A 22,872-nucleotide genomic window follows, 5' to 3' on the forward strand; every position below is an offset into this window, starting at 1 on the left:
CAGGAGGTGGGAATCACCCGGTTCGCCGAGGCGGCTGCGCGGTCAGGATCGACCGCGCAGCCGCCTCGGTGCTGGGTGCCGTGTTCGGGTTCCTGAACTCGGAGGTCAGGTTGTGGAGCTTGGAGTTCAGGTCGTTCAGCTCAGACCCGACGGGCCAGGAGGATCGCGTCCTCGAGTTCGGCGGGTTCGCCGGACGGTGAGGTCACCTGACGGGTGCGGGTGTCGGCGAGTTCGATCTCCCACCGGTGCGGGCTGGCGCCGATGAGGAGGGCGAAGTCCCCGTTCGGGCTGACCAGCTCATGGTGGTGGTCCATGCCGTGCTCGAACTTCTCGCTGTGTTCGGCCGCCCACGGCGGCATCGTCGCATGGGAGACCAGCAGGAGAGCCCCGCCCGGTGCCACGTGCGCGGCGACGCGGGTGAGGAGCTCTTCCCGGGTGTCGGGCAACCGGGTGTGGAGGAAGGATCCGGTGACGAGGTCGAAGCCGCCTCGGCGATCGGGGTCGTCCGGTTCCCAGGCGGAGACGTCGGCGACGGCGAATTCGGCGGAGATTCCGCGGGATTCGGCCGCCCGGCGGGCTCGGTCGATGGCCGTGGTCGACAGATCGATGCCGGTGGCATCCCAGCCGTTCTCGGACATCCAGACGACGTCCGCGCCTTCGCCGCAGCCGACGTCGAGGACGCGGCCGGGGGTCATTTCGGAGACGACGGCCACGAGGGCCTCGTTCGGGTTGCCGGACCAGATGGCGTCGTCGGAGTCGGCGTAGCGCTCTTCCCAGGCGGCCACGGAATCGGGCACGCCTGAGTTGTCGGCGTTGTCAGGGTGGGAGTGGTCGTTGTGGCTGCTGGTTGCGATCACTTGTCGACGCCCGGATCGGCGGGGATCGAATCGGGTGAGGCGCTGTCGGCGCCGTCAGTCTCTGCGGCAGCGGCGGCTTCCTGCTTGGCCAGTTCGGCACGGACTTCGTCCATATCGAGACCCTTGACTGCGGTGATGACCTGTTCGAGCTGCGGGGCGGCGAGCGCGCCGGGCTGGGCGAAGACGACGATGCCCTGGCGGAAGGCGACGAGGGTCGGGATCGAGGAGATCGCGAAGAGTCCGGCCAGCTGCTGCTGGGCTTCGGTGTCGATCTTGCCGAAGACGATGTCGGGGTTGGCCTCGGCGGCCTGTTCGAAGACCGGGGCGAACTGCTTGCAGGGGCCGCACCAATCGGCCCAGAAGTCGAGGAGGATGATCTCGTTGTCGTTGATGGTCGACTCGAAGTTGTCTTGCGTGATTTCGATCGTAGACATGCCGTCCAGTCTAGGAGCCGCGGATGAATATCGCCTGGACGGAGGTCACATGACGGGGCCGATGTCGGGGACGACGGGGCGGCCGAAACGGAGCTGACAACCGCCACGACGGGGATCAACTCGGCGGGTGCCCGATGTTCACCTGCCGAGGTCCGTGATCGGTTCGTCGTCGATGATGGCGGTGAACACGGCGTCCGCCTCGGCGGATTTGACCACCCGGTTGGGATTTTCCGGTGCGGGTGTCCACGGCATGATCTCGAAGGTGATGTCGTCCTCGGGTACGGAAGCCACGGTCGTGGCCAGGGAGGCGAGCGCTCGCATGGAGTCGAGTTCGTCGTCGACGCCGATCGTCGAGGTCACAGCGTCGAGGAATCCGTACAGGCGGTCGGGCCGGGTGAGGACCTGGCCGCTCTTGGCGCGGTCGATGATGGCCCCCATGACCATCTGCTGGTTGCCCATCCGTGAGATGTCGCTGCCATCGCCCACGGCGTGCCGTGTCCGGGCCAGGGCGAGAGCATCGTCACCGCCGATCGTCTGGTGGCCGGCAGGCAGGTCGAGGTTCGCCTTCGGATCCGTGAGCGGTTCGTCGAGGTCGACGGTGATCCCGTCGAGCGCGTCGACGATCGCTGAGAATCCGTCGAAGTCGACGTTGATGAAGTGGTCGACGCGCACCCCGGTGAGTTCCTCCGCCGCTGATACGGAGCAGGCCGGCCCCGCGTTGAGGGCCGAATTGATCATCCCGTGCATGGACGCTGACGCGCCGTGGCCGGTGTCGTCGCAGGCGGGAATGTCCATGATCGTGTCACGTGGGATCTGCACGGCGTCGATGCGGCCGCCGTCGGCGGCGACGTGAGCGAGGATCATCGCATCGCTGCGGGCACCCTCGGCGCTGCCGAATCCTTGCCCCGAGGCGGCCCCGGAGTTCGCGCCTTCACCTGTGCCCGAGTCATCGGAGGCGTCCTTCGCCGAGGCGAGATCGCGAGTGTCGGATCCGATGATGAGGACGTTCGTCTCATCCGTGAGCTTCTCGGGAACGTCGCCGCCGTGGGCGCGCAGCGGGGACGAGGAGATATTCGCGCCGAGGTTGTGCACCGCCACCGCGATCGTCACGGGGGCACCGATGATGAGGACCGCAGCCACGGCGACGAAGGTGCGCCGGCGCCGGTACTTCGCGGCGAGGCGTCGCTGTCGGCGGGGTCCTGGCGGCGGTGACGATTCTTCGTTGTCCACGGTTCGGGTGCTCCTGCGTCCGGGGTCACGGCGGATTGCATACAAAACGGAATGTATACAATCCTAGATGCCTGCGCGGTCGAGTGCACATCGCTGTGTTCCATCTCTCGACTGAAATCATTCGGCCGAAATCACCCGCAGAGCGATCACTCTGTTAAGCTGGAATCGTTCTCGCACAGAAATGTGCGGAGCAGATGGTGTTCCAAGTGTAGGTAGATTCGCTTCTCACCATGTGTTTGTCCATCGGCGTGTGTCTGCCTTCCGCGCCCCTCATGATTTTTCCCAGTTCAGTCGTCTGACGACTTCCGTCCAGCACCTTCGAGTGCATGATCGAAACCGAGTATCCCCACGATTTCGTCTGAGACAGAGACCTCACATCAGAGAACTCATCCTCACCAGCGATTCCGAGTCCTCGGTTCACCCACAGATTTTCGTTGGATCTGCGTCTGAAGATCCAGTCCAGCCAGCGGGAAAGCCGGATCCAGCAATGGGTCCGACCATCACGATCGCAGCAGCGGTCATCAGTTAAAAAATAAGGATACAAAGATTATGGCAACAGGTACCGTGAAATGGTTCAACGCGGAAAAGGGTTTCGGATTCATCCAGCCTGACGACGGTTCGGCTGACGTGTTCACTCACTTCTCCGCGATCGAAGCCTCCGGCTACCGCGAGCTCACCGAGGGTCAGAACGTCGAGTTCGATTCTGAGATGGGCTCCAAGGGCCTGCAGGCGACTCGCGTCCGCGGCCTCTGAGACTCTTTGAGAGTCTCACCTAGAGACTTCTGAGATTCACCGGCGACCCTGCGTTCACCCATTTGGTGTGAACGCAGGGTCGCTGTCATCTCCTCCCCAATTGCTACCCGACGGGGGCCCAGATACCTCGCGCGAGGTTGCTGGGCCGCCGTCAGGTAGCAATTAGTGGTGGGCTAGGAAAGTGCAGAAGTCCTCGACTCCGCTGAGCTCGATGTCGTTCCGCCGTCTGGTTTCCCACGCCGAGCGGGTCAGGCGCCAGCGCTGGATGCGTCCCGGCTCGCCTCTGCGGATGTCCCAGTCGACGCCGTTGCGCTCGTATCCCAAAGCTTCAGACACCTTGTTCGATCCGATGTTGTCGACGAACGCATCGGAACCGGCCTCACTCGCCCCGAGCCCCGCGAACGCAAGATGGAGCAGAGCACTGCGCATCTCCGTGCCGAGGCCGCGACCGCGCACATCCGTCGACAGCCAGGAGAATGACGCGAACGTCCCGCAGGAGTCGAACTTCTCCGCTATGAGGTCCTGCATCCCCACGGCCTCACCATCGACGAGGACAGCGAAGGCCAACCGGAAATCAGAGGGAGAGAACCGCCCCCGACCACGCCATACGCTCTGGAGCCACCTGCTCACCCGCACGTCCGGGTCGGATTCGTAGAACGACATCGGATCGTCGTAGGGGGCGGGTTCCGCGAAGACCTTGCCGTCCCGCACAAGAGGGGTGAGCGCCGCAAGCATCTCATCGGCGGCACCGACGAGCTCGAGTCGGGGAGTCTTCACCCGGATCTGCAACGGCGGGTAGCCGATCATGCAACCAACCTAGGCCAGCCGGCCCGAATCCACAATGGTCCGACGACTCCGGGTAGCGTGGGGTTCGACTCCAGGATGCCGATTACAGGTGGTGGCCCATGACCGAACCCGATCGCCCGACCCCGACGACCGTCGTCTTCGACCTCGGCAATGTGCTCATCGGCTGGGACCAGACAGGGCCTCTGGCCGATCGCATGAGCGCCGATGAATGGCATTCCTTCGCCGAGGCGGCCGACTTCCCCACGCTCAATACTGCAGCTGACTCCGGCGTTCCGATCACCGATATCGTCGCCCGAGCCGCCGAGGCGGACCCCCGCCACTGTGAGATCGTCGCCGGCTACTACGAGAACTTCGACAAGTCCCTGACCGGTCCGATCGACGGCATGGCCGAGATCGTCGCAGATCTCAAGGCCGCCGACGTCCGCCTGCTCGGGCTGTCGAACTGGTCGGCTGAGACCATCCACCATGCCCCTGTCGTCGCCCCGGCGATCAGCGAACTCGAAGACATCGTCGTCTCCGGTCGAGTCGGTCTGGTCAAACCCGATCCGGCGATCTTCGAACTGACCCGGGACCGATTCGACCTCGACCCGGCCCGGACGGTCTTCGTCGATGATCTACCCGCCAACGTGGAGGCAGCTGAACGACTCGGCTTCATCGGCCACGTGTTCTCAGGAGCCGCCACACTGCGCACGGACCTGTCCGAACGGGGTCTGCTCGCTCAATAGGGTGCTCAACTCGCGCCGCCCGGGCAACACCCCTGAACGGGCTCCTCACCCGCTGATCCTGTGAGAAATGTCCGCGTCTTCACCGTCAGTGCGTCGAACGCTGGGCCGAAGTCGAATGTCACCCCTGATCGCGCCAAGATGCTGCTCAACGTCCGCACCTACGACACTGCGGTGCGCAAGAGAGTCATCGCGTCGATCGAGCGGATCGGCCGCGGCGAATGCGAGGCCGCCGGAACCCCGAAGGAACCGACGTTCGAGTACTTCGACCAGTTCCCGCTGACGGACAACAGTGAGGCCGTCAATGACACCATCACCGAGGCGCTCACGGAGTTCTTCGGCACCGAGGCGGTGCTCGAGGCGACCCCGGCGACTGCGTCGGAGGACTTCAGCGAACTGCCGAATGCCTTCGGCATTCCCTACGCCTACTGGTTCGTGGGTTCCTTCGATGCCGAGAACTACCAGGCCGCCGAGGAGGCCGGAACCGTGCTCACGGATGTTCCGGCCAATCATTCGCCGTTCTTCGCCCCCGAACTCGAGCCGACTCTCGAGATCGCGACGAAGGCGCAGGTCGTCGGCGCTTTGGCCTACCTCGGCGGTTGAGCCTACCTACTTCGACCGCCGATCCCGAGCAGTCTCCACGTGGCCTGTGATCGGTCGCGCGGAGACAGCAGGCTCCCTCGTCGGGTGAGTCACTCGTCGATCGTGCGCACGACGTGTGCCGGTGAGCCGACGACGACGGCGCGAGCCGGAACGTCTCTGGTCACCACAGACGCCGCGGCGACGACGGCGTCATCACCGATGGTGATGCCTGGCAGGACGGTCACGTTCGACCCGATCCAGACATTGCGTCCGATGACGATCGGAGACGGGTGCATGTCCGCACGACGGTCCGGCTCCATCCCATGGTTGAGGGTGGCGAGAACCGTGTTGTGTCCGATGAGCGTGTCATCGCCGATCGTGATCCCGCCCTGGTCCTGAAAGCTGCACCCGGAGTTGATGAAGATCCGCTGCCCTAAAGTGATGTTCTTCCCGAAGTCCGTGTGGAACGGGGGAAACATGGTCACAGTCGGATCGACCGGGCGTCCCGTCAGCTCGGCCAGCAGCGCGCGAACCTCATCGGGTTCGTGGTAGCTGCCGTTGATTTCCGCCGTGATGCGCAGGGCTTCCTGGCTGGTGCGGTGCATGACCTCATGCAGAGGCGAGCCGCCCGTGATCGTCTCTCCGGCGTCAAGTGCTTTCAGCAGATCTGCTGTGTCTACGGTGTCACCTTTCCTGTGCTGACAGACGATGAGATCAGGGCCGCAGCAGGACCTTGACGGCTTCACGACTGTCCATGGCCGAATAGGCGGCCGCCGCGTCGTCGAGACTCATCGTCTGGTCGAAGACCTTACCCGGGTCGATCTCTCGGTTCCAGATGAGTTCGATGAGGTCCGGCAGGAAGCGACGAACCGGCGCGGGCCCGCCGTGCAGATGAACCAGACCGAAGAACAGTTCTCCTCCAGGCAGTTCGACGTCGTGTGAGACACCGACATAGCCGACATGACCGCCGGGTCGGGTCGACCGGATCGCCTGCATCATCGATTCCTGTGAGCCGACTGCCTCGATGGCGCTGTGGACGCCGAGGCTGTCGGTGAGCTCTCTGATCTTCGCCACGCCCTCGTCGCCGCGTTCTTCGACGATGTGGGTGGCACCGAATTCGCGGGCGAGGTTCTGCCTGTCGACGTGACGGCTCATGGCGATGATCGTCTCCGCTCCCATCTGCTTGGCGGCGAGGACTCCCATCAGTCCGACAGCGCCGTCGCCGATGACGGCGACCGACTTACCGGGACCCACCTCGGCGGCATCTGCAGCGAACCACCCGGTGCCGAGCACATCGGATGCGGCCAGCAGCGACGGGATGAGATCGTCATCAGGCTGTCCCGGCGTGGCGACCAGGGTGCCGTCGGCATGGGGAATGCGAGCGAATTCGGCCTGGGTGCCGATCCCGCCGTCGACGAAGATTCCGTTGACGCAGCGGGACTGGTAGCCGGCGGTGCAGATCGGGCAGGTGTTATCGGAGATGACGAATGATCCGACGACGAAGTCACCGGGTGCAACGGTGCGAACCTCGTCGCCGACTTCCTCGACGATGCCGACGTATTCGTGGCCCATGAGCTGCTGATCCGGTGCGTCCGCACCGCGGTAGGGCCACAGGTCCGATCCGCAGACGCACGCGGCCACGATCCGGATGACGGCATCAGTGGGTGCCTCGATGGTCGGATCGGGTCGTTCTTCGACCCGGACGTCGCCGGGCCCGTGCATGATCACTCCGCGCATTGTTCTCTCCTTGAGAAGTTCGGTTGTTCGCTGCTGTTCGGTTCTGGTCGTGGGGCTCAGCCTCGCGGACGATTCAGGTCCGCCTCGTCCACGTGCTCGAGCCAGGTGGTCGTCTGAGCGGGATCCTCGGCGTTCTCGAGCATGGCGATGTGTTCCATGAATGTCTCGGGGGCGGCTCCGTGCCAGTGTTCCTCGCCTGCCGGACAGTAGACGGTCTGCCCCGGGCGGGCCTCGATAACGTCACCGTCGCGTGTGCCGAACAGAGCGGTTCCGCTGGTCACATGCAGAGTCTGACCCTTGGCGTGCGAATGCCATGCGGTGTGTGCGCCAGGGGAGAATCGAACCCGTGCGACGACCATGGTCTGGCCGTCCTCCTGCGGGGAGGCGATGGGATCGACCCACACATCGCCGCTGAATTGCTCGGGCGGGTTCTTCGCTGTCGGTGTCGTTGGGAGAATGCGGTGGCTCATGATCGGTGTCCCTTGTTCTCAGGAAGTTGGTTCTCGGGTCGTCGTTCGGTCTCGGTCGTCGGCGCCGCCCACGAGGCGAGCAGACGCAGCTTCTGCTCCGATTCCGAGCCAGGTTCTGCTGTGTAGATGAGGAGGGCGAGGCCGTCTTCGGCGGTGATCCGCAGCTCCTCGAAGGCGAGGACGAGCTCGCCCACGACCGGATGGTTGAAGCGCTTCATCCCCGTCCCGTGCGTGCGGACATCATGTTGAGCCCACAGGATTCGGAACGTCTCGCTCTGAGTCGACAGTTCCCCGACGAGGTCCTGGATTCCGCGATTGTGGGGATCCCTTCCTGCCGCGCTGCGGATGATCGCCACGCACATCTGTGCGAAGAGTTCCCAGTCCGGATAGAAGTCCTTCGATGCGGGATCGAGGAACTGGAATCGCGCCAGGTTCGGTGTCCGTCCGCCATCCCCGATGACCGGCGAGTAGAAGGCTCGGCCGAGTTCGTTGACGGCGACCATGTCCTGCATATCGTTGCGGACGAAGGCGATCGATTCCTTGATCGAATCGAGCATCCAGAACAGCGTCTCGTGCGGTGGACGCTGAGCGGTCACGGGACGTCGTCTGCGACCCGAGGTCGGAATGCCGTCGGCGGCACGGGCGAGATCAACGAGGTGGCCCCGCTCGGTGTCGTTAAGCAGCAGAGCCTCGGCGAGCGCTTCGAGGACAGCCGCGGAAGCCCCTCCGATCGCGCCCCGTTCGAGTTTTGAGTAGTACTCGACGCTCAGTCCGGCCAGGGCCGCGACCTCGCTGCGGCGCAGGCCCGGCACTCGCCTCGTGCCGTGGGTGGGAAGGCCCACCCGATCAGGGGTGATCTTCGCCCGCCGTGACATGAGGAATTCGCGTACTTCGGCCCGGTTGTCCATATTCTCCAGGCTAGACGCGTTCTCATCTGAGAGGGATACCCTGTCAGGGCACCTCTGCGCATCACTACTGCAGCACCGAGCGTGTCTACGGTTGTGGGTGGGGCATTCGGTCGCGATCGTAGGTGATCGTCGTGTACCCGTGTGGAACCGGTGTGCCGTCCTCGTCGACTCCGACGAATACGATCTTCTCGATGCTGAGGATCGTCTTCCGGGTGATCATATTGCGCACCCTCGCCTTCATCGTCAGCGACGTACGCCCGAACTGGGTTGCGATGAGCCCCATCTCGATGAGATCGCCTTCCCTCGCCGAAGCCTGGAAGTCGATCTCCGAGATCAGCTTCGTCACAACTCGATGGTTGCCGAGCTGGATGATCGCGTAGATCGCGGCCTCCTCGTCGATCCACCTCAGCAGGCTGCCGCCGAAGAGGGAGCCGTTGGCGTTGAGGTCCTCAGGCCGCACCCATTTGCGGGTATAGAAGTTCATCCGCTCCACATCGTGGCGGGCGGAGCTCTCTGTGGGCTGTGCCGTCGCTGTCATGCGATCAGAGTAGCGAGGAGTTGTTTCGCCCTCGTTTCGATCACGTCACCGCTGTGCGACGTCGTCTTTCAATTGTCGAAGTCATCCTTCGCGTTCGAAATCGTCCTTCATGGTCGTGAGCGTCCGGCGAATGTTCAATCGCTGGAAGTCCGCGAAGCTCCTCCCACGTGTGACGATGTGGTCGAAGACCCAGGCCAGCCAGTCGGGCCAACCGCGACGATCGTCTGTCCACGACTCCGTCACTCGAGTCGCCCCACCGAGGTCCTCGAACTCGTAGGCCCAGCTCGCGTTCGCTCCTTCGATGCTGGGAGTTCGGGGTCCGATCCGGCGCACGGTGAAGGCGAACCGTTTGCCGGGCACAGATTCGGTGACGACGCATTCGGTCACCCACGTCGCCGGCCCGCGACGGTTCGTGCCTTCGAAGACGTCGCCTGTCTGCAGCGGACCTGCAGTCGTGCGCGTGCTTGCGCCCGTGTTCTCCGGACTCCATCGGGCCATCTGGGTCGGATCGGCGACCTGCTCCCAGAGTGCGGCGGCGTCGGCTTTGATCACCATACTGTCGCTGACCTGCATCGTTCGCGTCATCGTCGTCCCTTCTCATTGTGGTCGTGCACGCACCAGGAGCCGGCCGAGCACGTGGCCCCATTCAAACACGGGTCCTGAGCTAGCCTGGGCACATGGCCGACTCCGCGACGAACGACGAGATCATCGCCTTCCGCCTCCGCGCTCATCACCTCGATGAGCGACTCAGCCGCAACTCACTCCTTGACGCCGCGGGAGCCTGCGGCATCCAGAACAGCCCACCGGGATCCGCGCTGACCGCACTCCATGCGCGGGGCGCCGACCGCATCCGACGACAGCGAACGCGACCGGACCAGATCCGAACTGCTGCGCCGTTGACTGCACTGCTATCAACCGTCGACTAAGCATGACGATCGCAACCTTCGGCACCGTCCCGACGTCGGTGAAGAGCGCAGTGACCGCTGAGGCAGAGGCGATCGGCGCACTGCGCGAGTCAGACGCCGTCGACATCGAATTCGCGTCAGTTTGAGATCATTCGGCGAGTTCGCTGATCAGCACGCGAGCGAGGGCTCCGAGTCGGAATCGCTCGGGAATCACGGTTCTGATGCCCTGTTCATGCAGCGGTGCTGCGGTGACGTCGCCGACTGCTGCGGCCACCACCGATTCGTTGAACGCCTCGATCACGGCCGACAGCAGTCCCTGTTCCTCGGCCGCGGTGAGAAATGCTGCCGCCCCGGGTGCTGAGGTGAAGGCCACGGCATCGCACCTGCGCTCCGCGACGAGTCGGACCGCGTCGATCACGGCGGCCGGATCGGGTGCCGGACCCCAGCGGTAGATGACGAGGGAGCGGACATCGGCGCCAGCTGCGGCGAAGGCCTCATCAAGTCCGTCGGCGCCGGCACCGTGATGCTGTACGGCAATGCGCTCACCATCTACGCCCTCGCCGAGAAGGACCTGCTGGATCTCTGCGCTCGTCTCGGATTCCGCGACCCAGTGAGCGCTCAGTCCGGCCCCCTGAATCGCTCCGCGCGCCTTGGGGCCGCGGGCGTATATCCGTGCTCCGGCGAGCATCGAGTGCCACTCCTCGTGCAGACCCGCGGCTTCAGCCACGTCACCCCAGCCGGTGAATCCGACGCCGGTCGTGACCACGACGATGTCCGGCCGGGCCTCGATGAGTTCACGGGTGCGTGTGACGAGTTCAGGGTCATCGATGTGAGGAATGACGGAAAGGGTCGGGGCGTGCACGATCTTGGCACCGTGACGCTCGAGGGCGGAGGCGAGCTGTTCCGCGCGCCGCTGAGCTGTGAGCACGATGCGACGTCCGACCAGCTCGTCGCCGATGTCAGTTTGGGGCTGGTTCATGCTCATATCCTGGTCGCGCAGTCTCGCCGGGGCAACTTCCGGCCTTCGAGAGCAGCCTGGTGGGCGAGCATCTCATCCTTGAGTCCCTGGACGACGGCGGCGATCGCCGGTCGCCGCATCGAATCGGGTCTGAGCACCATCCAGTAGGGCAGTCGCTCGGCCACCGAATCGGGGAAGAGTCGCACGAGGTCGGGGTGACGGTCGGCCATGAAACACGGGAGGAAGCCGATTCCGGCACCCGCACGCGTCGCTTCGACGTGAACGAAGACGTTCGTCGAGGTCAGTGCATCCTTCATCTCGGGAAACAGCCGCCTCGGCGCATCGAGGTCGTCGACCTGGAGCATGGAATCGACGAAATAGACGAGCCGGTGGTCGCTGACTTCCTCCACCGAGGCGGGGGTGCCGTTGGCCGCGAGATAGTCACGCGAGGCGTAGAGACCGAGTTCGTAGTCACCGAGCTCGACCGCCTCTGCCCGATGCACGCGCGGTTCGCCGACGACGACCTCGATATCGAGACCGGACCGCTGCTGCAGGGCCTGCCTGGTGACGGTGACGATCTCGACGCTCAGCCCGGGATGCCGACGTCGCAGCTTCGCGACCGCCGGGGAGGCGACATAGGCGCTGAACCCATCCGTCGCGGTCATCCGCACCACTCCGGACACCGTCTCCGGGCCCTGGCCGGGACTCTCGAGTTCAGCGACCGCGGTCTCCATCTGTTCGGCCACCGCAACGGCTCGTTCCCCGAGGTCGGTCAGCTCCCATCCGTCATCCGAGCGAGCCAGCACGCGTCCGCCCAAGGACTTCTCCAAGGCGGCGATGCGGCGGGAGACCGTCGAGTGGGTGAGACCGAGGTTGTGTGCCGCCGTCGTGAATTTGGCGGTGCGGGAGACGGCCAGCAGCACGAGCAGATCGTTGGGAGTGGTGTCCATACCTGCCATAGTGGCACACCGGCAGCAAGCGCGGCCTCGTCAGCGCATGTGGTCCTGCGACGGCGAACGCGTCCATCTAAGAAGCACGACGATCAGACAGATGAGGAACACGATCCCCGAGGTGACCAGTCCGGTGACGAGGATGCCGATATCGGCAGGCAGATCCACGTCCTCGGCCGGTTTGGTCGGTGCCTTCCCCTCCGGATCGATGAGGACGGAAATCGTGTCGCCCTCATCGAAGTCGTCGTATCCGTCCTTGCCGCGGTAGATCAGCGGTTCGGCGACGGGGGTGCCGTCGGTGCGCTCGAGGCTGTAGGTATGAACATAGACCTGTCGCGACCTGGGCGGATTGGAACTGTGTACGGTCTTCTGTTCGACTTGATGATCGGCGACGACCACCTCGGTGAGCTCGCCGGCTTGCGACAAAGCGAGATCCTCGCCGAGCATCACAGTGCCGATGAGCGCAATGGCCACGAATGGTCCGGTGTACCAGTACGCCGGCGTGTGTCCCATGAACCTGCGCATCGCCAGAGTGACGCCGAGGAACACGAAGCATCCGACGATGATCGTGAACAGCAGTTGGTCCGGATACAGGTATCCGATCGTGAAGACCGCACCCGTGCCGACGAAGAAGACAGCACCGGTGATGATGATGGTCAGCGGATTCCGGCTGCCCTGGTTCCAGCGGCGCTCACTCTTCCCGCCGTCACCCCACTTGCCGCGCATCCAGTAGGCGTCCATTCAAGCCCCGCTCGTCACTGCGGCATGTTGACGAATCGGGACTTCGCGCCCTGGAACGCCACGGGGATGTCCATCGTCGGACCGGCACGGTGCTTGGCGACGATGATGTCGGCCTCACCGGCACGTTCGTGTTCCTTGTCGTACATGTCCTCACGGTGGATGAGGAGGACCATATCCGCATCCTGCTCGATCGAACCGGACTCACGCAGATCCGAAATCATCGGCCGCTTGTCCGTGCGCTGCTCGCTGCCGCGGTTGAGCTGAGACAGTGCGATGACCGGAACCTCGAGCTCCTTGGCCAGCAGCTTGAGCGAACGGGAGAACTCAGAGACCTCCTGCTGACGGGACTCGACGCGCTTGCCCGAGGACATCAGCTGCAGGTAGTCGACGCAGACCATCTGCAGATTGTGCTGCTGTTTGAGCCGGCGGCACTTCGCGCGGATCTCCGTCAGCGCCATATTCGGCGAATCGTCGACGAACAGCGGCGCATTGTTGATCCGAGCCTCGGTCGCAGCCAGGGTCGTCCAGTCGTGGGGACTGAGTTCGCCGCGCCGCAGATTCTGCAGCGGAATCTCCGACTCGGCCGAGAGCAGACGCATGACGAGCTCGTTCTTGCCCATCTCGAGCGAGAAGAACACAGCGGCCGCATCGTTGTGGATCGCAGCCGAACGGATGAAGTCGAGCGCCAGAGTCGACTTTCCGACACCGGGACGGGCGGCGATGACGATCATCGTGCCCGGATGCAGACCGTTGGTGAGGTTGTCGAACTCGGTGAAGCCGGTGGGCACACCCGCGGTCTGGCCATCGGTGTTGCCGTTGCGTTCGATCTCCTGGGCCACCTCGCCGAGGATGTCGGAGAGGATGACGTAATCCTCGGTCGTATGGCGTTCGGTGACCTTGTAGATCTCCGCCTGCGCGGAGTTCACGACGTCATCGGTGTCGCCTTCGGCGTCGTAGCCCATCTGCACGATGCGGGTGCCGGCCTCGACGAGGCGGCGCAGCACAGCCTGTTCGCTGACGATCGCGGCATAGTAGCCGGCGTTGGCGGCGGTCGGGACGGATGAGATGAGGGTGTGCAGGTAGGCGGCACCGCCGACGCGGGCGAGGTCACCGGTCTTCGTCAGGTAGTTCGCCACCGTCACCGAGTCCGCGGGCTCACCGCGGGAGTAGAGGTCGAGGACCGCCTCGTAGATGGTTTCGTGCGCGGGCTTGTAGAAGTCGTCGCCCTTCATCGTCTCGACACAGTCGGCGATGGCGTCCTTCGACAGAAGCATCGCACCGAGCACGCTCTGCTCGGCCTCGACGTCCTGCGGAGGGGTCCTCAGACCGTCATAGCCCTGGTCGTTGCTCACTCGATTTCCTCTTCCTCACAGCATCGGATCGCCCACCCTCATGTGGTGCGCTCCAACTGTACCCGGAGACCCGTTCCCGGTCCCATCGACCCGATACCCGTAAGCGTAGGACGCGGCACTGACACAGAACCTTCAGTCCCGAGTCCTTCCGGCCGTGGCCACGGAGTGCAGAATCGGCTTCGTCAGCTGCAGCCCGCCGCGGATGATGACGATGCCGATGACCACTGTGAGCAGGATCGTGAGGAACGTGACCGGTTCGAACACGAGCGCGGCTCCCGCCAGGGGCAGGACCAGCATGAGCCCGAGCCCTCCGGCCAGCAGGGACACCCAGATCGCCGGGGCCATGACGGCCCGCACCAGCGCCCGATGCAGCAGCTGGGGATCGGCGCCGGCCGCATAGAGGTCGGAGAAGGTGTCGGCCCTGTCGTAGATGTCGGCGACCTGGTTGATCACCGCCGAGACGGCAATGAGCACGATGGCGATGCCCATGACGAGCAGCACCCCGGTGAACAGGTCGTGGAAGAGGTTGATATCGGATTCGGACATGGTTCCCGGCGAGTCCTCCGCGGCGTCGAGGCCGAGCTGCATCAGCGCCACTCCGGATCCGCAGACGGCCGCGGTGAATGAGGCCATCGCCAGTCCGGACACGCGTCGCCAGAACCGCTTCGGCTCGTCGGAGACCAGGCGAGCTGCGATGAGACGCTCCGAAGTCTTGGCGCGACCGCCGGACAGGTGAGCGAACCAGCGGACGAGGAGTCCGCCGAGGAGGTCGACGACGACAAGCCCGAGAACGAAGAATCCGACCATAGCGGCCAGGATGATCCCCATGCCCAATCCGCCGGCCTGCGTGAGCGCGTACACGACCGGCAGCAGGCAGATCACGAGCACCGTGGCGATGACCTTGGCTACAGGGAACTTCCGCTCCAGGCTCTTCGTCCGCACCCCCAACGGAGAGACCGCGACCTTGCGCAGACCCAGCAGAGCCGATCCCGCACAGACCATGGCCAGGAAGACGACCACGACGAGGATGAGCCACGCGGGCATGAGCATGTTCTGGTACCCGATGGGTTCACCCATGAAGTGGATGAAGCTGACCGGCAGGGCCAGTCCCAGGTAGCCGACCACCCCGAGGACGATGCCTGCCAGGGCGGGAATCAGCGGTTCGGCCACGGCGAGTGCGGTGATCTGCGAGCGTCGGGCTCCGAGCAGCGACATCGTCGAGAGACGTTCGTCCTGTCGGCGTGCCGACAGCGTCGCCGAGGCCGAAGCCAGGGTGGAGGCGGGGATGATCAGCAGACCCGTGGCCAGCCCTGCCAGGGTCTTGTACATGATGTCGAATCCCTGTGCCGCGGGATCGGGGCTCGGCGGGATCTGGAAGAACATCCATGCCCCGGCCGCCACGGTGAGGAACAGCGTGGCGCATGCGAAGAACGCGGCGGCCACGAGCACCGAGCTCGCCGAGGTCAGCGATCTCCGTCCGAGGACGAGGGGAACTGCTGCGAAGGACGTGGACATCGTGTCTCCTCTCAGGCCACGGCCGCCTCGGCGGTGTCCCGGTTCTCGGGGGCCGCCTCGGCGAGGGTGCGGTTGTCGGGGTCGATCTCGGTGACTCGGCGGACGAGCGGGCGGGTGACCTGCAGTCCCAGCCACACCATCGCGACCCCGGCCACGAGGACGGCTGCGACGGTCCCGATGGTGAACGGGTCGCCGAGGTCGCTCACCGAAGCCATGAGCCAGGCGAGGATCCCGCCGAGGAACAGGGAGAGGACGGTGACCAGCAGGATCGGCGACATCACGGCGTTGACGGTCACCCGGTGCATCATCTGCTGGGTCATTCCGCCGGCGTGGAGTTCGCGGTAGGTCTGAGCACGGTCCAGGATGTCTGCGGCCTGGTTGATCGTGGCCGAGACGATGACGAGGACGAAGGCGATGACCAGGGTGAGGATGAGTCCGGTGAAGATATCGTCGCCGAGGTGGACGTACGGTCCCATGACGGCTCGGTCCTCCGCGGTGAAGTCCTCCTGACCGCTGCGCATCATCGCTGTTCCCGCCCCGCCGACGACGGCGATGAAGGTGATCATCGCCAGCCCGGCGACCCGGCGCCAGTACTGTCCGGGGGCATCGGCGATCATTCCTGCCGCCATCACCGAGTCGGGACCGCGGGCGATTCTGCCGGCGATGCCGGCGTGGACGCGGATGCACAGGACGCCGAGGACGCTGATGAGCAGGAGGGTGATGCCGATCGTGGCGATGCTGTACATGATCGTCACCGCCATCGGCAGCTCCATCTGGGTGGAGACATAGGTCGCGATGGCCACGATGAGGATGAGCACGATGGCCGTGATGATGCGGGCCAGGGGGAATCTTCGGGGCAGCGACCGGGTGCGCACGCCCAGCGGGGAGACCTGGATCTTGCGCAGGCCGATGAGCGAGGCGATCAGGCAGACCGCCAGGAGGCCCACGATGACCGCGGCGAGCAGCCATACCGGCATGAGCAGTGCCTGGTAGCCCAAAGGTTCGCCGACGAACGTGATGAAACTCAGCGGCCAGGCGACCAGCAGATAGCCGCCGATTCCGGCGAAGATGCCCAGCGAGGCGGGGATGAAGGGTTCGGCGACGGCGATGAGGCGGATCGTGCTGCGTTGCGCCCCGAGCAGGGACAGGGTCGAGAGTCGTTCGTCCTGACGGCGGGCGCTCAATTTCGCCGAGGCGACCCCGAGGCTGGTCGCGGGCACGATGAGGAAGACCGTGGCGAGGACGGCGAGGAGCTGGTAGAGCTCGGCCACCTCGGCGTATCCGGAGACCTCGGGGCGATCGATGAATGCCCAGGCGCCAGCGGCCACGGTGAGGAAGATCGTCGCGCAGGAGAAGAAGGCGATCCCGACAAGGCGCGACGTCATCGAAGTCAGGGACTGTTTGGACAGGAGGAGGGGAAGGATTTTCATCACTGGGCGGCTTCCTGCATTGCCGAATCGGCGACGATGCGGCCGTCTGCGAGTCGCACGACTCGGGAGCAGCGGGCGGCGACGTTCTCATCGTGGGTGACGACGACCAGGGTGGAGCCGCGGCCGACGGTGGAGCCCAGCAGCTCGGTGAGAACCTCGTTCGAGGTTCGGGAGTCGAGGGCGCCGGTCGGTTCGTCGGCGAAGGTGACGACGGGTTGGGTGACCTGGGCGCGGGCGATCGCCACTCGCTGCGCCTGGCCTCCGGAGAGCTGTCCGATCCGTTTGTTCAGATGCTCACTCAAACCGAGACGGTCGAGCCAGGCCCGGGCATGCTGGGTGGCGTCCGAGCGGTTCATGCCGGCGAGCATGGCGGCGAGCGCGACATTGTCCACGGCGGTGAGTTCGGGCAGGAGCAGCCCCTGCTGGAAGACGAAGCCGAAGACTTCGCGACGCAGAGCTGTGCGGCCGGATTCTTTGAGAGAGGTGATCTCGGCGGCGGCGCTGCGATCGGTCGGGTTCAGGCGGATGCGACCTTCGTCGGGGCTGATGATGCCGGCCAGGCAGTGCAGAAGGGTCGTCTTGCCGGAGCCGGAGGGTCCCATGATGGCCAGGGATTCGCCGAGGCCGATCGTGAGGTCGACTCCGGCCAGAGCGTATGTCTGGTTGAAGTGCTTCGTGATGTTGCCGGCGGTGATGATGGCGGGGTGCTGGAGTGCTGGCAACTGGTTGGCTGGCTGCGGTACAGCGTTCGGTGAAGAAGTCATGTCTCTATGCTTTCGCCCAACGCTCCTTGGCACTATGCGGTCAGCCCATCAGCCGATGCGGGATTTCCCAACCTCCATTGACGGAAACCCCCTGTGCGGCAGTTCGTGCCGACGACAACGCTCCGAGATGCCATTGACAGGCAAGTTAACACTTGCCTATTGTTATGAGCGTGGCTGATATCTACCGGGCCATCGCCGACCCGACGAGGCGCACGATTCTCGATGAACTCTGCGAACGAGACGACCAGACGCTGTTCGAAATCTGCGCACGCCTGACCAACAAGCACAACCTCGGCCTGTCGCGGCAGGCCGTGTCCCAACATCTCGAAACGCTGGAATCCGCCGGACTGGTCCGGTCGAGGAAAGAGGGTCGTTTCAAGTTCCACCAGATCGATCCCACCCCTCTGAAAGAAATCACCGCTCGCTGGCCACGCAATGCGGCTCAATCCTCGCCCGGCACATCAAACGCTACAAATCGACAATCCACCGAAACAGAGGAGCCGTCATGAAGGTCAACTGGACATCCATCTTCGTCACCGATCAGCAGAAGGCCCTGGACTTCTACACGTCCACACTCGGTTTCGTCCTCAAACACGACATCGACATGGGCGGCCCCCGGTGGCTGACCGTGGTCTCACCCGAGGATCCGGACGGGGTCGAGATCGTCCTCGAACCCAATTCGCACCCAGCGGTGGCGCCCTTCACCGAGGCGCTCGTGGCCGATGGCATCCCGATGAATCAGTTCGCCGTCGATGATGTTCAGGCCGAATACGAACGGCTGAGCAGCCTCGGTGTCACCTTCAGCCAGGAACCCACGACGATGGGACCGATCACCACGGCCGTGCTCGATGACACGGTCGGCAATCTCATCCAACTCGTCCACCAGGCTGAGGGCGCACAGGGCTGAGCCTGAACAAGCCGATCGGGCCTCCTTGTTCGGTCCCCGGATCTTCTCATTCGCACGGCACGAGCCCGCCTCGGCGCGAGTCTGGCGTTCTCACCCCGGCAGGAGCACGATGACGGTGTGGATCACGAGGCCGACCAGCGCGCCGATGACGGTGCCGTTGATGCGGATGTACTGGAGGTCACGGCCGACGTAGAGCTCGATGCGCTCGGCGGCTTCCTTCGCGTCCCAGCGCTCGATGGTGTCGGAGATGACGCTGGCGATCTCGGGGCCGAAGCTCTCGGCCAGATCACCGGCAGTGGTGGCGATCCGGTCATCGATGCGGCGGGAGAATTCCGAGTCCGCCTGCAGCCGTTCGGCGAATTCGCCGATGAGCTGCCAGATGCGGGCGCGGACTTCGCCGCCTTCGTCGATGATGGCCTCGCGCAGCAGCTGTTTGAGCGAACCCCAGATCTCGAGGACGGAGTCGACGACTCCCTCCTGGCTGAGCAGCTCGTTGATGATCTCCTCGGCGCGCTGCGACAGAGTTGAATCGGATTCGAGGTCGTCGGAGAGGTCGACGAGCCAGGCATCCAGAGCCTGCCGAGCTTTGTGGTATTCGTTGTCGCGAACGTCGGCGACCCAGCCGAGCACTTCGCGCTGCAGCCGGTTCGCCAGCTGTTCGTTGACGAAATCGGGAACCCACGACGGCGCCCGGTTATGGACGATCTCGTCGATGACCTGGGGATTGTCACGCAGCCAGGAGTAGGCCTCGGCGACGATGAGGTCGACGAGTTTGTGATGAGCACCGTCGAGCACGATCTGGCGCAGCAGCTGCGCGAGGACCGGGGTCTTCCTCGTGGCCACCAGCCGAGGGATGATGACGTTCCTGGTCAGCGCCTTGATGGAGTCGTCATCGATGCGCGCGAGCACATACTCGAGACCTCCTGCGGCACGGTCGACGACGATATCGCGGTTGCCGGGCTTGGCCAGCCATTTCCCGGCTCTGTGGGAGATCTCAGCGGATCGGATCTTCGTCGACACCGCCTCGGCGTGGAGGAAATTCGCGGCGACGAAGGCCGACAGACTCGCTCCGAGGGTGTCCTTCTTGCGCGGGATGATCGCGGTGTGCGGGATCGGCAGACCCAAGGGGTGGCGGAAGAGCGCGGTGACGGCGAACCAGTCGGCGATCGCGCCGATCATCGCGGCCTCGGAGGCGCGGGAGACGAATCCCCACACACCGGTGTTGTCGGTGAAGAGGTGGGTGGAGAGGAAGATGAGGGTCGCGAGGATGAGCAGCGAGAGCGCGAGCGTGCGCATCTTCTTCAGCCCGCGAGCGCGCTCTTGATCTTCCGGCGTCAGCTCAGCCGGCCCGCCGTTCCCGCTTCCGGCGCCGAAGCGCGGTACGGATGGTGTCTTCTCGATCGACATCGTTACCCCCTGCTCCACGACTTTAGCGAAACCCGGCCCCTCCACACGCATCCGCAGGCAGGTTCGCACCTGGGAATTCTGCACCGTCCCTGCCAAAACGTCGTGGCAACGGCACAGCCCACCGGTGCAACGGGTGGGTATGCGAGTCCCGCGAGGGTGCGCGGCGAACGAGGCGATGCGACAGCAACGGTGAGGGATGCGCCGCCCCTGACTCCAGCAACACGCACGCTACGCCACTGCGCCCACCGACCGGGCCGGTGCCACGCGGTACAAACACGACACGTAGAGTGAGAAGGGTCTGGTCACCGCTGTCCTGCACGGGGACCATGTCCCCTCTGGGCCCGCCTCCGCCCTTTGGAAACGGTCACCGTTTCCTCCGGGACCACCGCGGCCCTCACCACAGGCGCAGCGATCTGACCGGATCGAAGCAATCCGTACCCGACATTCAGGAGCAGTCGTGCCAGCGACACCCGCCGAGGCCACCATCTCCGAGATCACGAATCTCATCACCTTCGACACCACGAGCCGAGACTCGAATCTTCCGCTCATCGACCACGTCGAAGCCCGCCTCCAGGCCGCCGGCATCGAATCACGCCGGATCCCCAACCCGGAGGGCACGAAGGCGAACCTCCTCGCGACCATCCCCGCTGCGGACGGCACGACCACCGGCGGCATCGTCCTGTCCGGACACACCGACGTCGTCCCCGTCGACGGCCAGGACTGGTCCTCGGACCCGTTCAAGCCCGAAATCCGCGACGGTAAGTACTTCGCCCGCGGCAGCGCCGACATGAAGTCCTTCATCGGCGTCATCCTCTCCCGCCTCGAAGCGCTCAAGTCCGCACAGCTGAGCGAACCCGTCCACCTCGCCTTCTCCTATGACGAAGAGATCGGCTGTGTGGGCGCTATCTCCCTCGTCGAGGCCATCACCGAGGAGGGCCTGGCACCTCGCGGCTGCGTCGTCGGCGAACCCTCGAGCATGCGCGTCATCCGCGGCCACAAGTCGATGAACGTCTTCCGCGTCGACTTCCACGGCGTTGCCGCCCACTCCTCGCTCACCCCCGAAGGCGTCAACGCCATCGCCTATGCCTCCGAATTCGTCGCCTTCGTCCATGCTGTGGCCGCCGAATTCCGCACCGAGGGGCCCTTCGACGAGGCTTATGTCGTGCCCTTCACCTCGGTCACGGCGAACACGTTCACCGGCGGCATCGCCGTGAACACGATCCCCGCCGAGGCGACCGTGCAGTTCGAGTTCCGATCGCTGGGTTCCGTCGATCGCGAGGCCCTCATCGGCCGCTTCCGTGCCGAGGCCGAGCGCTTGGGACGGGCCATGGCCGCGGAGAACGAGACCGCCGGAGTCGACTTCACGATCGAAGCCGAAGCTCCCGGCTGTGAGACCCCGGCCGATGCGGACATCGTCTCGCTCACCGCGAACTGGGGCGGAATCGCCACCGATGACAAGGTCACCTACGGCACCGAGGCGGGTCTGTTCTCCGAGGCCGGCATCCCGACCGTCGTCTGCGGTCCCGGAGACATCGCTCAGGCTCACGCTCCCGACGAGTTCATCGAGCTCGACCAGATCGCAGCCTGCGAATCGTTCATCGACGCCCTCATCGCCGACCTGTCCGCGAGCTGAGGCCCGGTCGGCCGACTCAGCCACATAGCACAGTCGGCCTACCCAGCCGCACGATCGCTGCGAATCGAGACCGCCCAGTCGTATACTGCAGACAGGAACGCTCACCCCAGTCGAGGAGGAACCATGGCATACGAATTCTCGGTCGGCGATCACGTCGGCTGGAACTCCGAGGCCGGGCTGGTCTCCGGCCACATCACGAAGGTCCACACCGCCGATTTCGACTACAAGGGCCACCGACGTCGCGCCTCGCCCGATGACCCTCAATACGAGATCAAGAGCGACAAGACCGATCACATCGCCGCCCACAAAGGCGGCGCGCTGCATCTCCTCGACGACGAATGACGGACACCGCCGACCTGCCGGACTTCCTCACGGTCGGGCATTCGAATCGCTCACTGAACGAGTTCATCGAACTGCTCACCGACACCGGCACCGAGGCGATCGTCGACGTCCGCCGACTGCCCGGTTCGAATAGGAACCCCTGGTTCAACGCCGAAACCTTGGTCAACGACCTTGCCGAGCACAGCATCGAGCTGCGCCGGCTCGAAGGGCTGACCGGTCGCCGGCCCGTCAGCCACACGGTGCCCTTCGAGACGAATGCCTGGTGGCAGAACCGCAGCTTCCACAACTATGCCGACCACTGCCTGTCCGAGGAGTTCCGGACCGACCTCGACACCCTCATCGAATGGTCGAAGATCCAGCGCCTGGCGATCATGTGCTCCGAAGCCGTGTGGTGGCGCTGTCACCGTCGGATCATCGCCGACCAGCTGCTTGCGCGGGAGTTCCCGGTCTCGCACATCCTCGGTGCCGGCCATGTCGATGAGGCGAAGTTCAGCGAGGGTGCGCGAGTCGGCGACGACGGCGAACTCACTTACCCCGCCGAGGCTGATACGGCTGATACCTGACCCGCGTTCGCCCACTTCGCCGAAGCCGACGACAGCGCCAAACCGAGCTCTTCCGCGAGTGTCACTCACCAGCACCGGCACATCGGACCGTTGCAACGCGGGGTTGAGCGAGTTCCACGACGATGTAGGAGCAGCACGACGTTATGTCGGGAACGAGTAGGAATGCTCAGCCACCGGCTGTCGGTTCAGTCGACTTCCGGCGCACCCGCCTGCGAGCACAGGCCACTCCGCACAGAACCACGCCCACGAAAAACGCCGAGGCGGCACCTGAAATCAGGTGCCGCCTCGGCGGTGGTGTGGTGGGATTGATCCGATCCGGGAAGGACCGGGCGGATCCTCACCACGTCCGAATCATTCGGACGAAAGC

At 64.7% G+C, this 22,872-nt stretch carries 28 protein-coding genes; 10 read left to right on the top strand and 18 right to left on the bottom strand.

Going from position 1 to position 22,872, the window contains the following annotated elements:
* Positions 1-140 precede the first annotated feature (140 nt).
* The 3 genes from GUY30_RS17465 to GUY30_RS17475 all read right to left on the bottom strand — a co-directional run bounded on the left by GUY30_RS17465 (position 141) and on the right by GUY30_RS17475 (position 2,521).
* A complete protein-coding gene (locus tag GUY30_RS17465) occupies positions 141-857 on the bottom strand; it encodes a class I SAM-dependent methyltransferase (protein ID WP_228281521.1) in 717 nt (238 codons plus the stop codon).
* Entirely contained in the window at positions 854-1,291 is a 438-nt protein-coding gene (gene trxA / locus GUY30_RS17470; RefSeq protein ID WP_167200429.1) for a thioredoxin, read from the bottom strand. Before trxA ends, GUY30_RS17465 begins: the two co-directional genes overlap by 4 nt.
* A gap of 138 nt (positions 1,292-1,429) precedes the next feature.
* Positions 1,430-2,521 (bottom strand): LCP family protein, encoded by a 1,092-nt coding sequence (locus GUY30_RS17475; RefSeq protein WP_167200432.1) that lies wholly within the window; start codon positions 2,519-2,521, stop codon positions 1,430-1,432.
* Between the two features lie 549 nt (positions 2,522-3,070).
* On the opposite strand from GUY30_RS17475, the gene GUY30_RS17480 reads away from it, so the two are divergent.
* Positions 3,071-3,274, top strand: a complete 204-nt coding sequence (locus tag GUY30_RS17480) for a cold-shock protein (protein WP_062240453.1) — start codon at positions 3,071-3,073, stop codon at positions 3,272-3,274.
* Between the two features lie 162 nt (positions 3,275-3,436).
* On the opposite strand, the gene GUY30_RS17485 is transcribed toward GUY30_RS17480, so the two are convergent.
* Positions 3,437-4,081 (bottom strand): GNAT family N-acetyltransferase, encoded by a 645-nt coding sequence (locus GUY30_RS17485; protein ID WP_167200435.1) that lies wholly within the window; start codon positions 4,079-4,081, stop codon positions 3,437-3,439.
* Positions 4,082-4,179: 98 nt separating this feature from the next.
* Here GUY30_RS17485 and GUY30_RS17490 point away from each other — a divergent pair, with 98 nt between their 5' ends.
* Positions 4,180-4,806 (top strand): HAD-IA family hydrolase, encoded by a 627-nt coding sequence (locus GUY30_RS17490; protein WP_167200438.1) that lies wholly within the window; start codon positions 4,180-4,182, stop codon positions 4,804-4,806.
* Positions 4,807-4,866: 60 nt separating this feature from the next.
* Positions 4,867-5,406 carry a zinc-binding metallopeptidase family protein gene (locus tag GUY30_RS17495; protein ID WP_167200441.1) on the top strand — a complete coding sequence of 180 codons (540 nt, stop codon included), beginning with the start codon at positions 4,867-4,869 and terminating at the stop codon, positions 5,404-5,406.
* An 89-nt stretch (positions 5,407-5,495) separates the two neighbouring features.
* On the opposite strand, the gene GUY30_RS17500 is transcribed toward GUY30_RS17495, so the two are convergent.
* The 6 genes from GUY30_RS17500 to GUY30_RS17525 form a co-directional block, all read right to left on the bottom strand.
* On the bottom strand, positions 5,496-5,990 hold the full coding sequence (locus GUY30_RS17500; protein ID WP_167200444.1) for a DapH/DapD/GlmU-related protein: 495 nt from the start codon (positions 5,988-5,990) through the stop codon (positions 5,496-5,498).
* Between the two features lie 109 nt (positions 5,991-6,099).
* Positions 6,100-7,122 (bottom strand): zinc-dependent alcohol dehydrogenase family protein, encoded by a 1,023-nt coding sequence (locus tag GUY30_RS17505; protein ID WP_167200447.1) that lies wholly within the window; start codon positions 7,120-7,122, stop codon positions 6,100-6,102.
* Positions 7,123-7,178: 56 nt separating this feature from the next.
* A complete protein-coding gene (locus GUY30_RS17510; protein ID WP_167200450.1) occupies positions 7,179-7,592 on the bottom strand; it encodes a (R)-mandelonitrile lyase in 414 nt (137 codons plus the stop codon).
* Positions 7,589-8,500 (bottom strand): helix-turn-helix domain-containing protein, encoded by a 912-nt coding sequence (locus GUY30_RS17515; RefSeq protein WP_167200453.1) that lies wholly within the window; start codon positions 8,498-8,500, stop codon positions 7,589-7,591. Before GUY30_RS17515 ends, GUY30_RS17510 begins: the two co-directional genes overlap by 4 nt.
* 85 nt (positions 8,501-8,585) lie before the next feature.
* Complete coding sequence (locus tag GUY30_RS17520) at positions 8,586-8,984, bottom strand: acyl-CoA thioesterase (RefSeq protein WP_167201219.1); 399 nt, start codon at positions 8,982-8,984, stop codon at positions 8,586-8,588.
* 135 nt (positions 8,985-9,119) lie between these two features.
* Entirely contained in the window at positions 9,120-9,623 is a 504-nt protein-coding gene (locus tag GUY30_RS17525) for an SRPBCC family protein (protein ID WP_167200456.1), read from the bottom strand.
* 92 nt (positions 9,624-9,715) lie between these two features.
* On the opposite strand from GUY30_RS17525, the gene GUY30_RS17815 reads away from it, so the two are divergent.
* Both GUY30_RS17815 and GUY30_RS18080 read left to right on the top strand, forming a co-directional pair.
* Positions 9,716-9,964 carry a hypothetical protein gene (locus tag GUY30_RS17815; protein ID WP_208091452.1) on the top strand — a complete coding sequence of 83 codons (249 nt, stop codon included), beginning with the start codon at positions 9,716-9,718 and terminating at the stop codon, positions 9,962-9,964.
* 2 nt (positions 9,965-9,966) lie between these two features.
* Positions 9,967-10,089: a hypothetical protein gene (locus GUY30_RS18080; protein ID WP_266096034.1), complete on the top strand. Its 123-nt coding sequence runs from the start codon at positions 9,967-9,969 to the stop codon at positions 10,087-10,089.
* A gap of 2 nt (positions 10,090-10,091) precedes the next feature.
* Here GUY30_RS18080 and GUY30_RS17535 read toward each other — a convergent pair whose 3' ends face one another.
* The 7 genes from GUY30_RS17535 to GUY30_RS17565 all read right to left on the bottom strand — a co-directional run bounded on the left by GUY30_RS17535 (position 10,092) and on the right by GUY30_RS17565 (position 17,653).
* Entirely contained in the window at positions 10,092-10,922 is an 831-nt protein-coding gene (locus GUY30_RS17535) for a uroporphyrinogen-III synthase (protein ID WP_167200459.1), read from the bottom strand.
* A gap of 2 nt (positions 10,923-10,924) precedes the next feature.
* Positions 10,925-11,851, bottom strand: coding sequence for a LysR family transcriptional regulator (locus GUY30_RS17540; RefSeq protein ID WP_167200462.1), 927 nt, complete (start codon positions 11,849-11,851; stop codon positions 10,925-10,927).
* Between the two features lie 39 nt (positions 11,852-11,890).
* Positions 11,891-12,592: a hypothetical protein gene (locus tag GUY30_RS17545; RefSeq protein WP_167200465.1), complete on the bottom strand. Its 702-nt coding sequence runs from the start codon at positions 12,590-12,592 to the stop codon at positions 11,891-11,893.
* A gap of 14 nt (positions 12,593-12,606) precedes the next feature.
* Complete coding sequence (gene dnaB / locus GUY30_RS17550) at positions 12,607-13,944, bottom strand: replicative DNA helicase (RefSeq protein ID WP_039211746.1); 1,338 nt, start codon at positions 13,942-13,944, stop codon at positions 12,607-12,609.
* Between the two features lie 132 nt (positions 13,945-14,076).
* Positions 14,077-15,459: an FtsX-like permease family protein gene (locus tag GUY30_RS17555; RefSeq protein ID WP_167200468.1), complete on the bottom strand. Its 1,383-nt coding sequence runs from the start codon at positions 15,457-15,459 to the stop codon at positions 14,077-14,079.
* Between the two features lie 11 nt (positions 15,460-15,470).
* Positions 15,471-16,889 carry an FtsX-like permease family protein gene (locus GUY30_RS17560; protein ID WP_208091453.1) on the bottom strand — a complete coding sequence of 473 codons (1,419 nt, stop codon included), beginning with the start codon at positions 16,887-16,889 and terminating at the stop codon, positions 15,471-15,473.
* The gene (locus GUY30_RS17565; protein WP_167200471.1) at positions 16,889-17,653 is read right to left on the bottom strand and encodes an ABC transporter ATP-binding protein; all 765 of its coding nucleotides are present in this window, start codon (positions 17,651-17,653) and stop codon (positions 16,889-16,891) included. The genes GUY30_RS17560 and GUY30_RS17565 overlap by 1 nt, the downstream gene beginning before the upstream one ends.
* Before the next feature lie 170 nt (positions 17,654-17,823).
* Here GUY30_RS17565 and GUY30_RS17570 point away from each other — a divergent pair, with 170 nt between their 5' ends.
* Together GUY30_RS17570 and GUY30_RS17575 are read left to right on the top strand one after the other, a co-directional pair.
* Positions 17,824-18,162 (top strand): ArsR/SmtB family transcription factor, encoded by a 339-nt coding sequence (locus tag GUY30_RS17570; RefSeq protein ID WP_208091454.1) that lies wholly within the window; start codon positions 17,824-17,826, stop codon positions 18,160-18,162.
* Positions 18,159-18,560 (top strand): VOC family protein, encoded by a 402-nt coding sequence (locus GUY30_RS17575; protein WP_167200474.1) that lies wholly within the window; start codon positions 18,159-18,161, stop codon positions 18,558-18,560. The genes GUY30_RS17570 and GUY30_RS17575 overlap by 4 nt, the downstream gene beginning before the upstream one ends.
* 90 nt (positions 18,561-18,650) lie before the next feature.
* Here GUY30_RS17575 and GUY30_RS17580 read toward each other — a convergent pair whose 3' ends face one another.
* A complete protein-coding gene (locus GUY30_RS17580; protein WP_167200477.1) occupies positions 18,651-19,967 on the bottom strand; it encodes a DUF445 domain-containing protein in 1,317 nt (438 codons plus the stop codon).
* 457 nt (positions 19,968-20,424) lie between these two features.
* Between GUY30_RS17580 and argE the strand changes: the two genes are divergently transcribed.
* The 3 genes from argE (at position 20,425) to GUY30_RS17595 (ending at position 22,505) form a co-directional block, all read left to right on the top strand.
* Positions 20,425-21,600, top strand: a complete 1,176-nt coding sequence (gene argE / locus GUY30_RS17585; RefSeq protein ID WP_167200480.1) for an acetylornithine deacetylase — start codon at positions 20,425-20,427, stop codon at positions 21,598-21,600.
* Positions 21,601-21,723: 123 nt separating this feature from the next.
* Positions 21,724-21,942 carry a hypervirulence associated TUDOR domain-containing protein gene (locus GUY30_RS17590; RefSeq protein WP_167200482.1) on the top strand — a complete coding sequence of 73 codons (219 nt, stop codon included), beginning with the start codon at positions 21,724-21,726 and terminating at the stop codon, positions 21,940-21,942.
* Positions 21,939-22,505: a DUF488 domain-containing protein gene (locus GUY30_RS17595; protein WP_167200485.1), complete on the top strand. Its 567-nt coding sequence runs from the start codon at positions 21,939-21,941 to the stop codon at positions 22,503-22,505. The genes GUY30_RS17590 and GUY30_RS17595 overlap by 4 nt, the downstream gene beginning before the upstream one ends.
* Positions 22,506-22,872: the final 367 nt, after the last annotated feature.

Source organism: Brevibacterium pigmentatum (genome assembly GCF_011617465.1).
GTDB lineage: Bacteria > Actinomycetota > Actinomycetes > Actinomycetales > Brevibacteriaceae > Brevibacterium > Brevibacterium pigmentatum.

Coding starts and splice junctions, on each gene's coding strand:
- trxA (WP_167200429.1), bottom strand. CDS start 1,291: ATGTCTACGATCGAAATCACGCAAGACAACTTCGAGTCGACCATCAAC.
- GUY30_RS17480 (WP_062240453.1), top strand. CDS start 3,071: ATGGCAACAGGTACCGTGAAATGGTTCAACGCGGAAAAGGGTTTCGGA.
- GUY30_RS17485 (WP_167200435.1), bottom strand. CDS start 4,081: ATGATCGGCTACCCGCCGTTGCAGATCCGGGTGAAGACTCCCCGACTC.
- GUY30_RS17490 (WP_167200438.1), top strand. CDS start 4,180: ATGACCGAACCCGATCGCCCGACCCCGACGACCGTCGTCTTCGACCTC.
- GUY30_RS17500 (WP_167200444.1), bottom strand. CDS start 5,990: ATGCACCGCACCAGCCAGGAAGCCCTGCGCATCACGGCGGAAATCAAC.
- GUY30_RS17505 (WP_167200447.1), bottom strand. CDS start 7,122: ATGCGCGGAGTGATCATGCACGGGCCCGGCGACGTCCGGGTCGAAGAA.
- GUY30_RS17510 (WP_167200450.1), bottom strand. CDS start 7,592: ATGAGCCACCGCATTCTCCCAACGACACCGACAGCGAAGAACCCGCCC.
- GUY30_RS17515 (WP_167200453.1), bottom strand. CDS start 8,500: ATGGACAACCGGGCCGAAGTACGCGAATTCCTCATGTCACGGCGGGCG.
- GUY30_RS17520 (WP_167201219.1), bottom strand. CDS start 8,984: ATGAACTTCTATACCCGCAAATGGGTGCGGCCTGAGGACCTCAACGCC.
- GUY30_RS17525 (WP_167200456.1), bottom strand. CDS start 9,623: ATGACGCGAACGATGCAGGTCAGCGACAGTATGGTGATCAAAGCCGAC.
- GUY30_RS17815 (WP_208091452.1), top strand. CDS start 9,716: ATGGCCGACTCCGCGACGAACGACGAGATCATCGCCTTCCGCCTCCGC.
- GUY30_RS18080 (WP_266096034.1), top strand. CDS start 9,967: ATGACGATCGCAACCTTCGGCACCGTCCCGACGTCGGTGAAGAGCGCA.
- GUY30_RS17535 (WP_167200459.1), bottom strand. CDS start 10,922: ATGAACCAGCCCCAAACTGACATCGGCGACGAGCTGGTCGGACGTCGC.
- GUY30_RS17540 (WP_167200462.1), bottom strand. CDS start 11,851: ATGGACACCACTCCCAACGATCTGCTCGTGCTGCTGGCCGTCTCCCGC.
- GUY30_RS17545 (WP_167200465.1), bottom strand. CDS start 12,592: ATGGACGCCTACTGGATGCGCGGCAAGTGGGGTGACGGCGGGAAGAGT.
- GUY30_RS17555 (WP_167200468.1), bottom strand. CDS start 15,459: ATGTCCACGTCCTTCGCAGCAGTTCCCCTCGTCCTCGGACGGAGATCG.
- GUY30_RS17560 (WP_208091453.1), bottom strand. CDS start 16,889: ATGAAAATCCTTCCCCTCCTCCTGTCCAAACAGTCCCTGACTTCGATG.
- GUY30_RS17565 (WP_167200471.1), bottom strand. CDS start 17,653: ATGACTTCTTCACCGAACGCTGTACCGCAGCCAGCCAACCAGTTGCCA.
- GUY30_RS17575 (WP_167200474.1), top strand. CDS start 18,159: ATGAAGGTCAACTGGACATCCATCTTCGTCACCGATCAGCAGAAGGCC.
- GUY30_RS17580 (WP_167200477.1), bottom strand. CDS start 19,967: ATGTCGATCGAGAAGACACCATCCGTACCGCGCTTCGGCGCCGGAAGC.
- GUY30_RS17590 (WP_167200482.1), top strand. CDS start 21,724: ATGGCATACGAATTCTCGGTCGGCGATCACGTCGGCTGGAACTCCGAG.
- GUY30_RS17595 (WP_167200485.1), top strand. CDS start 21,939: ATGACGGACACCGCCGACCTGCCGGACTTCCTCACGGTCGGGCATTCG.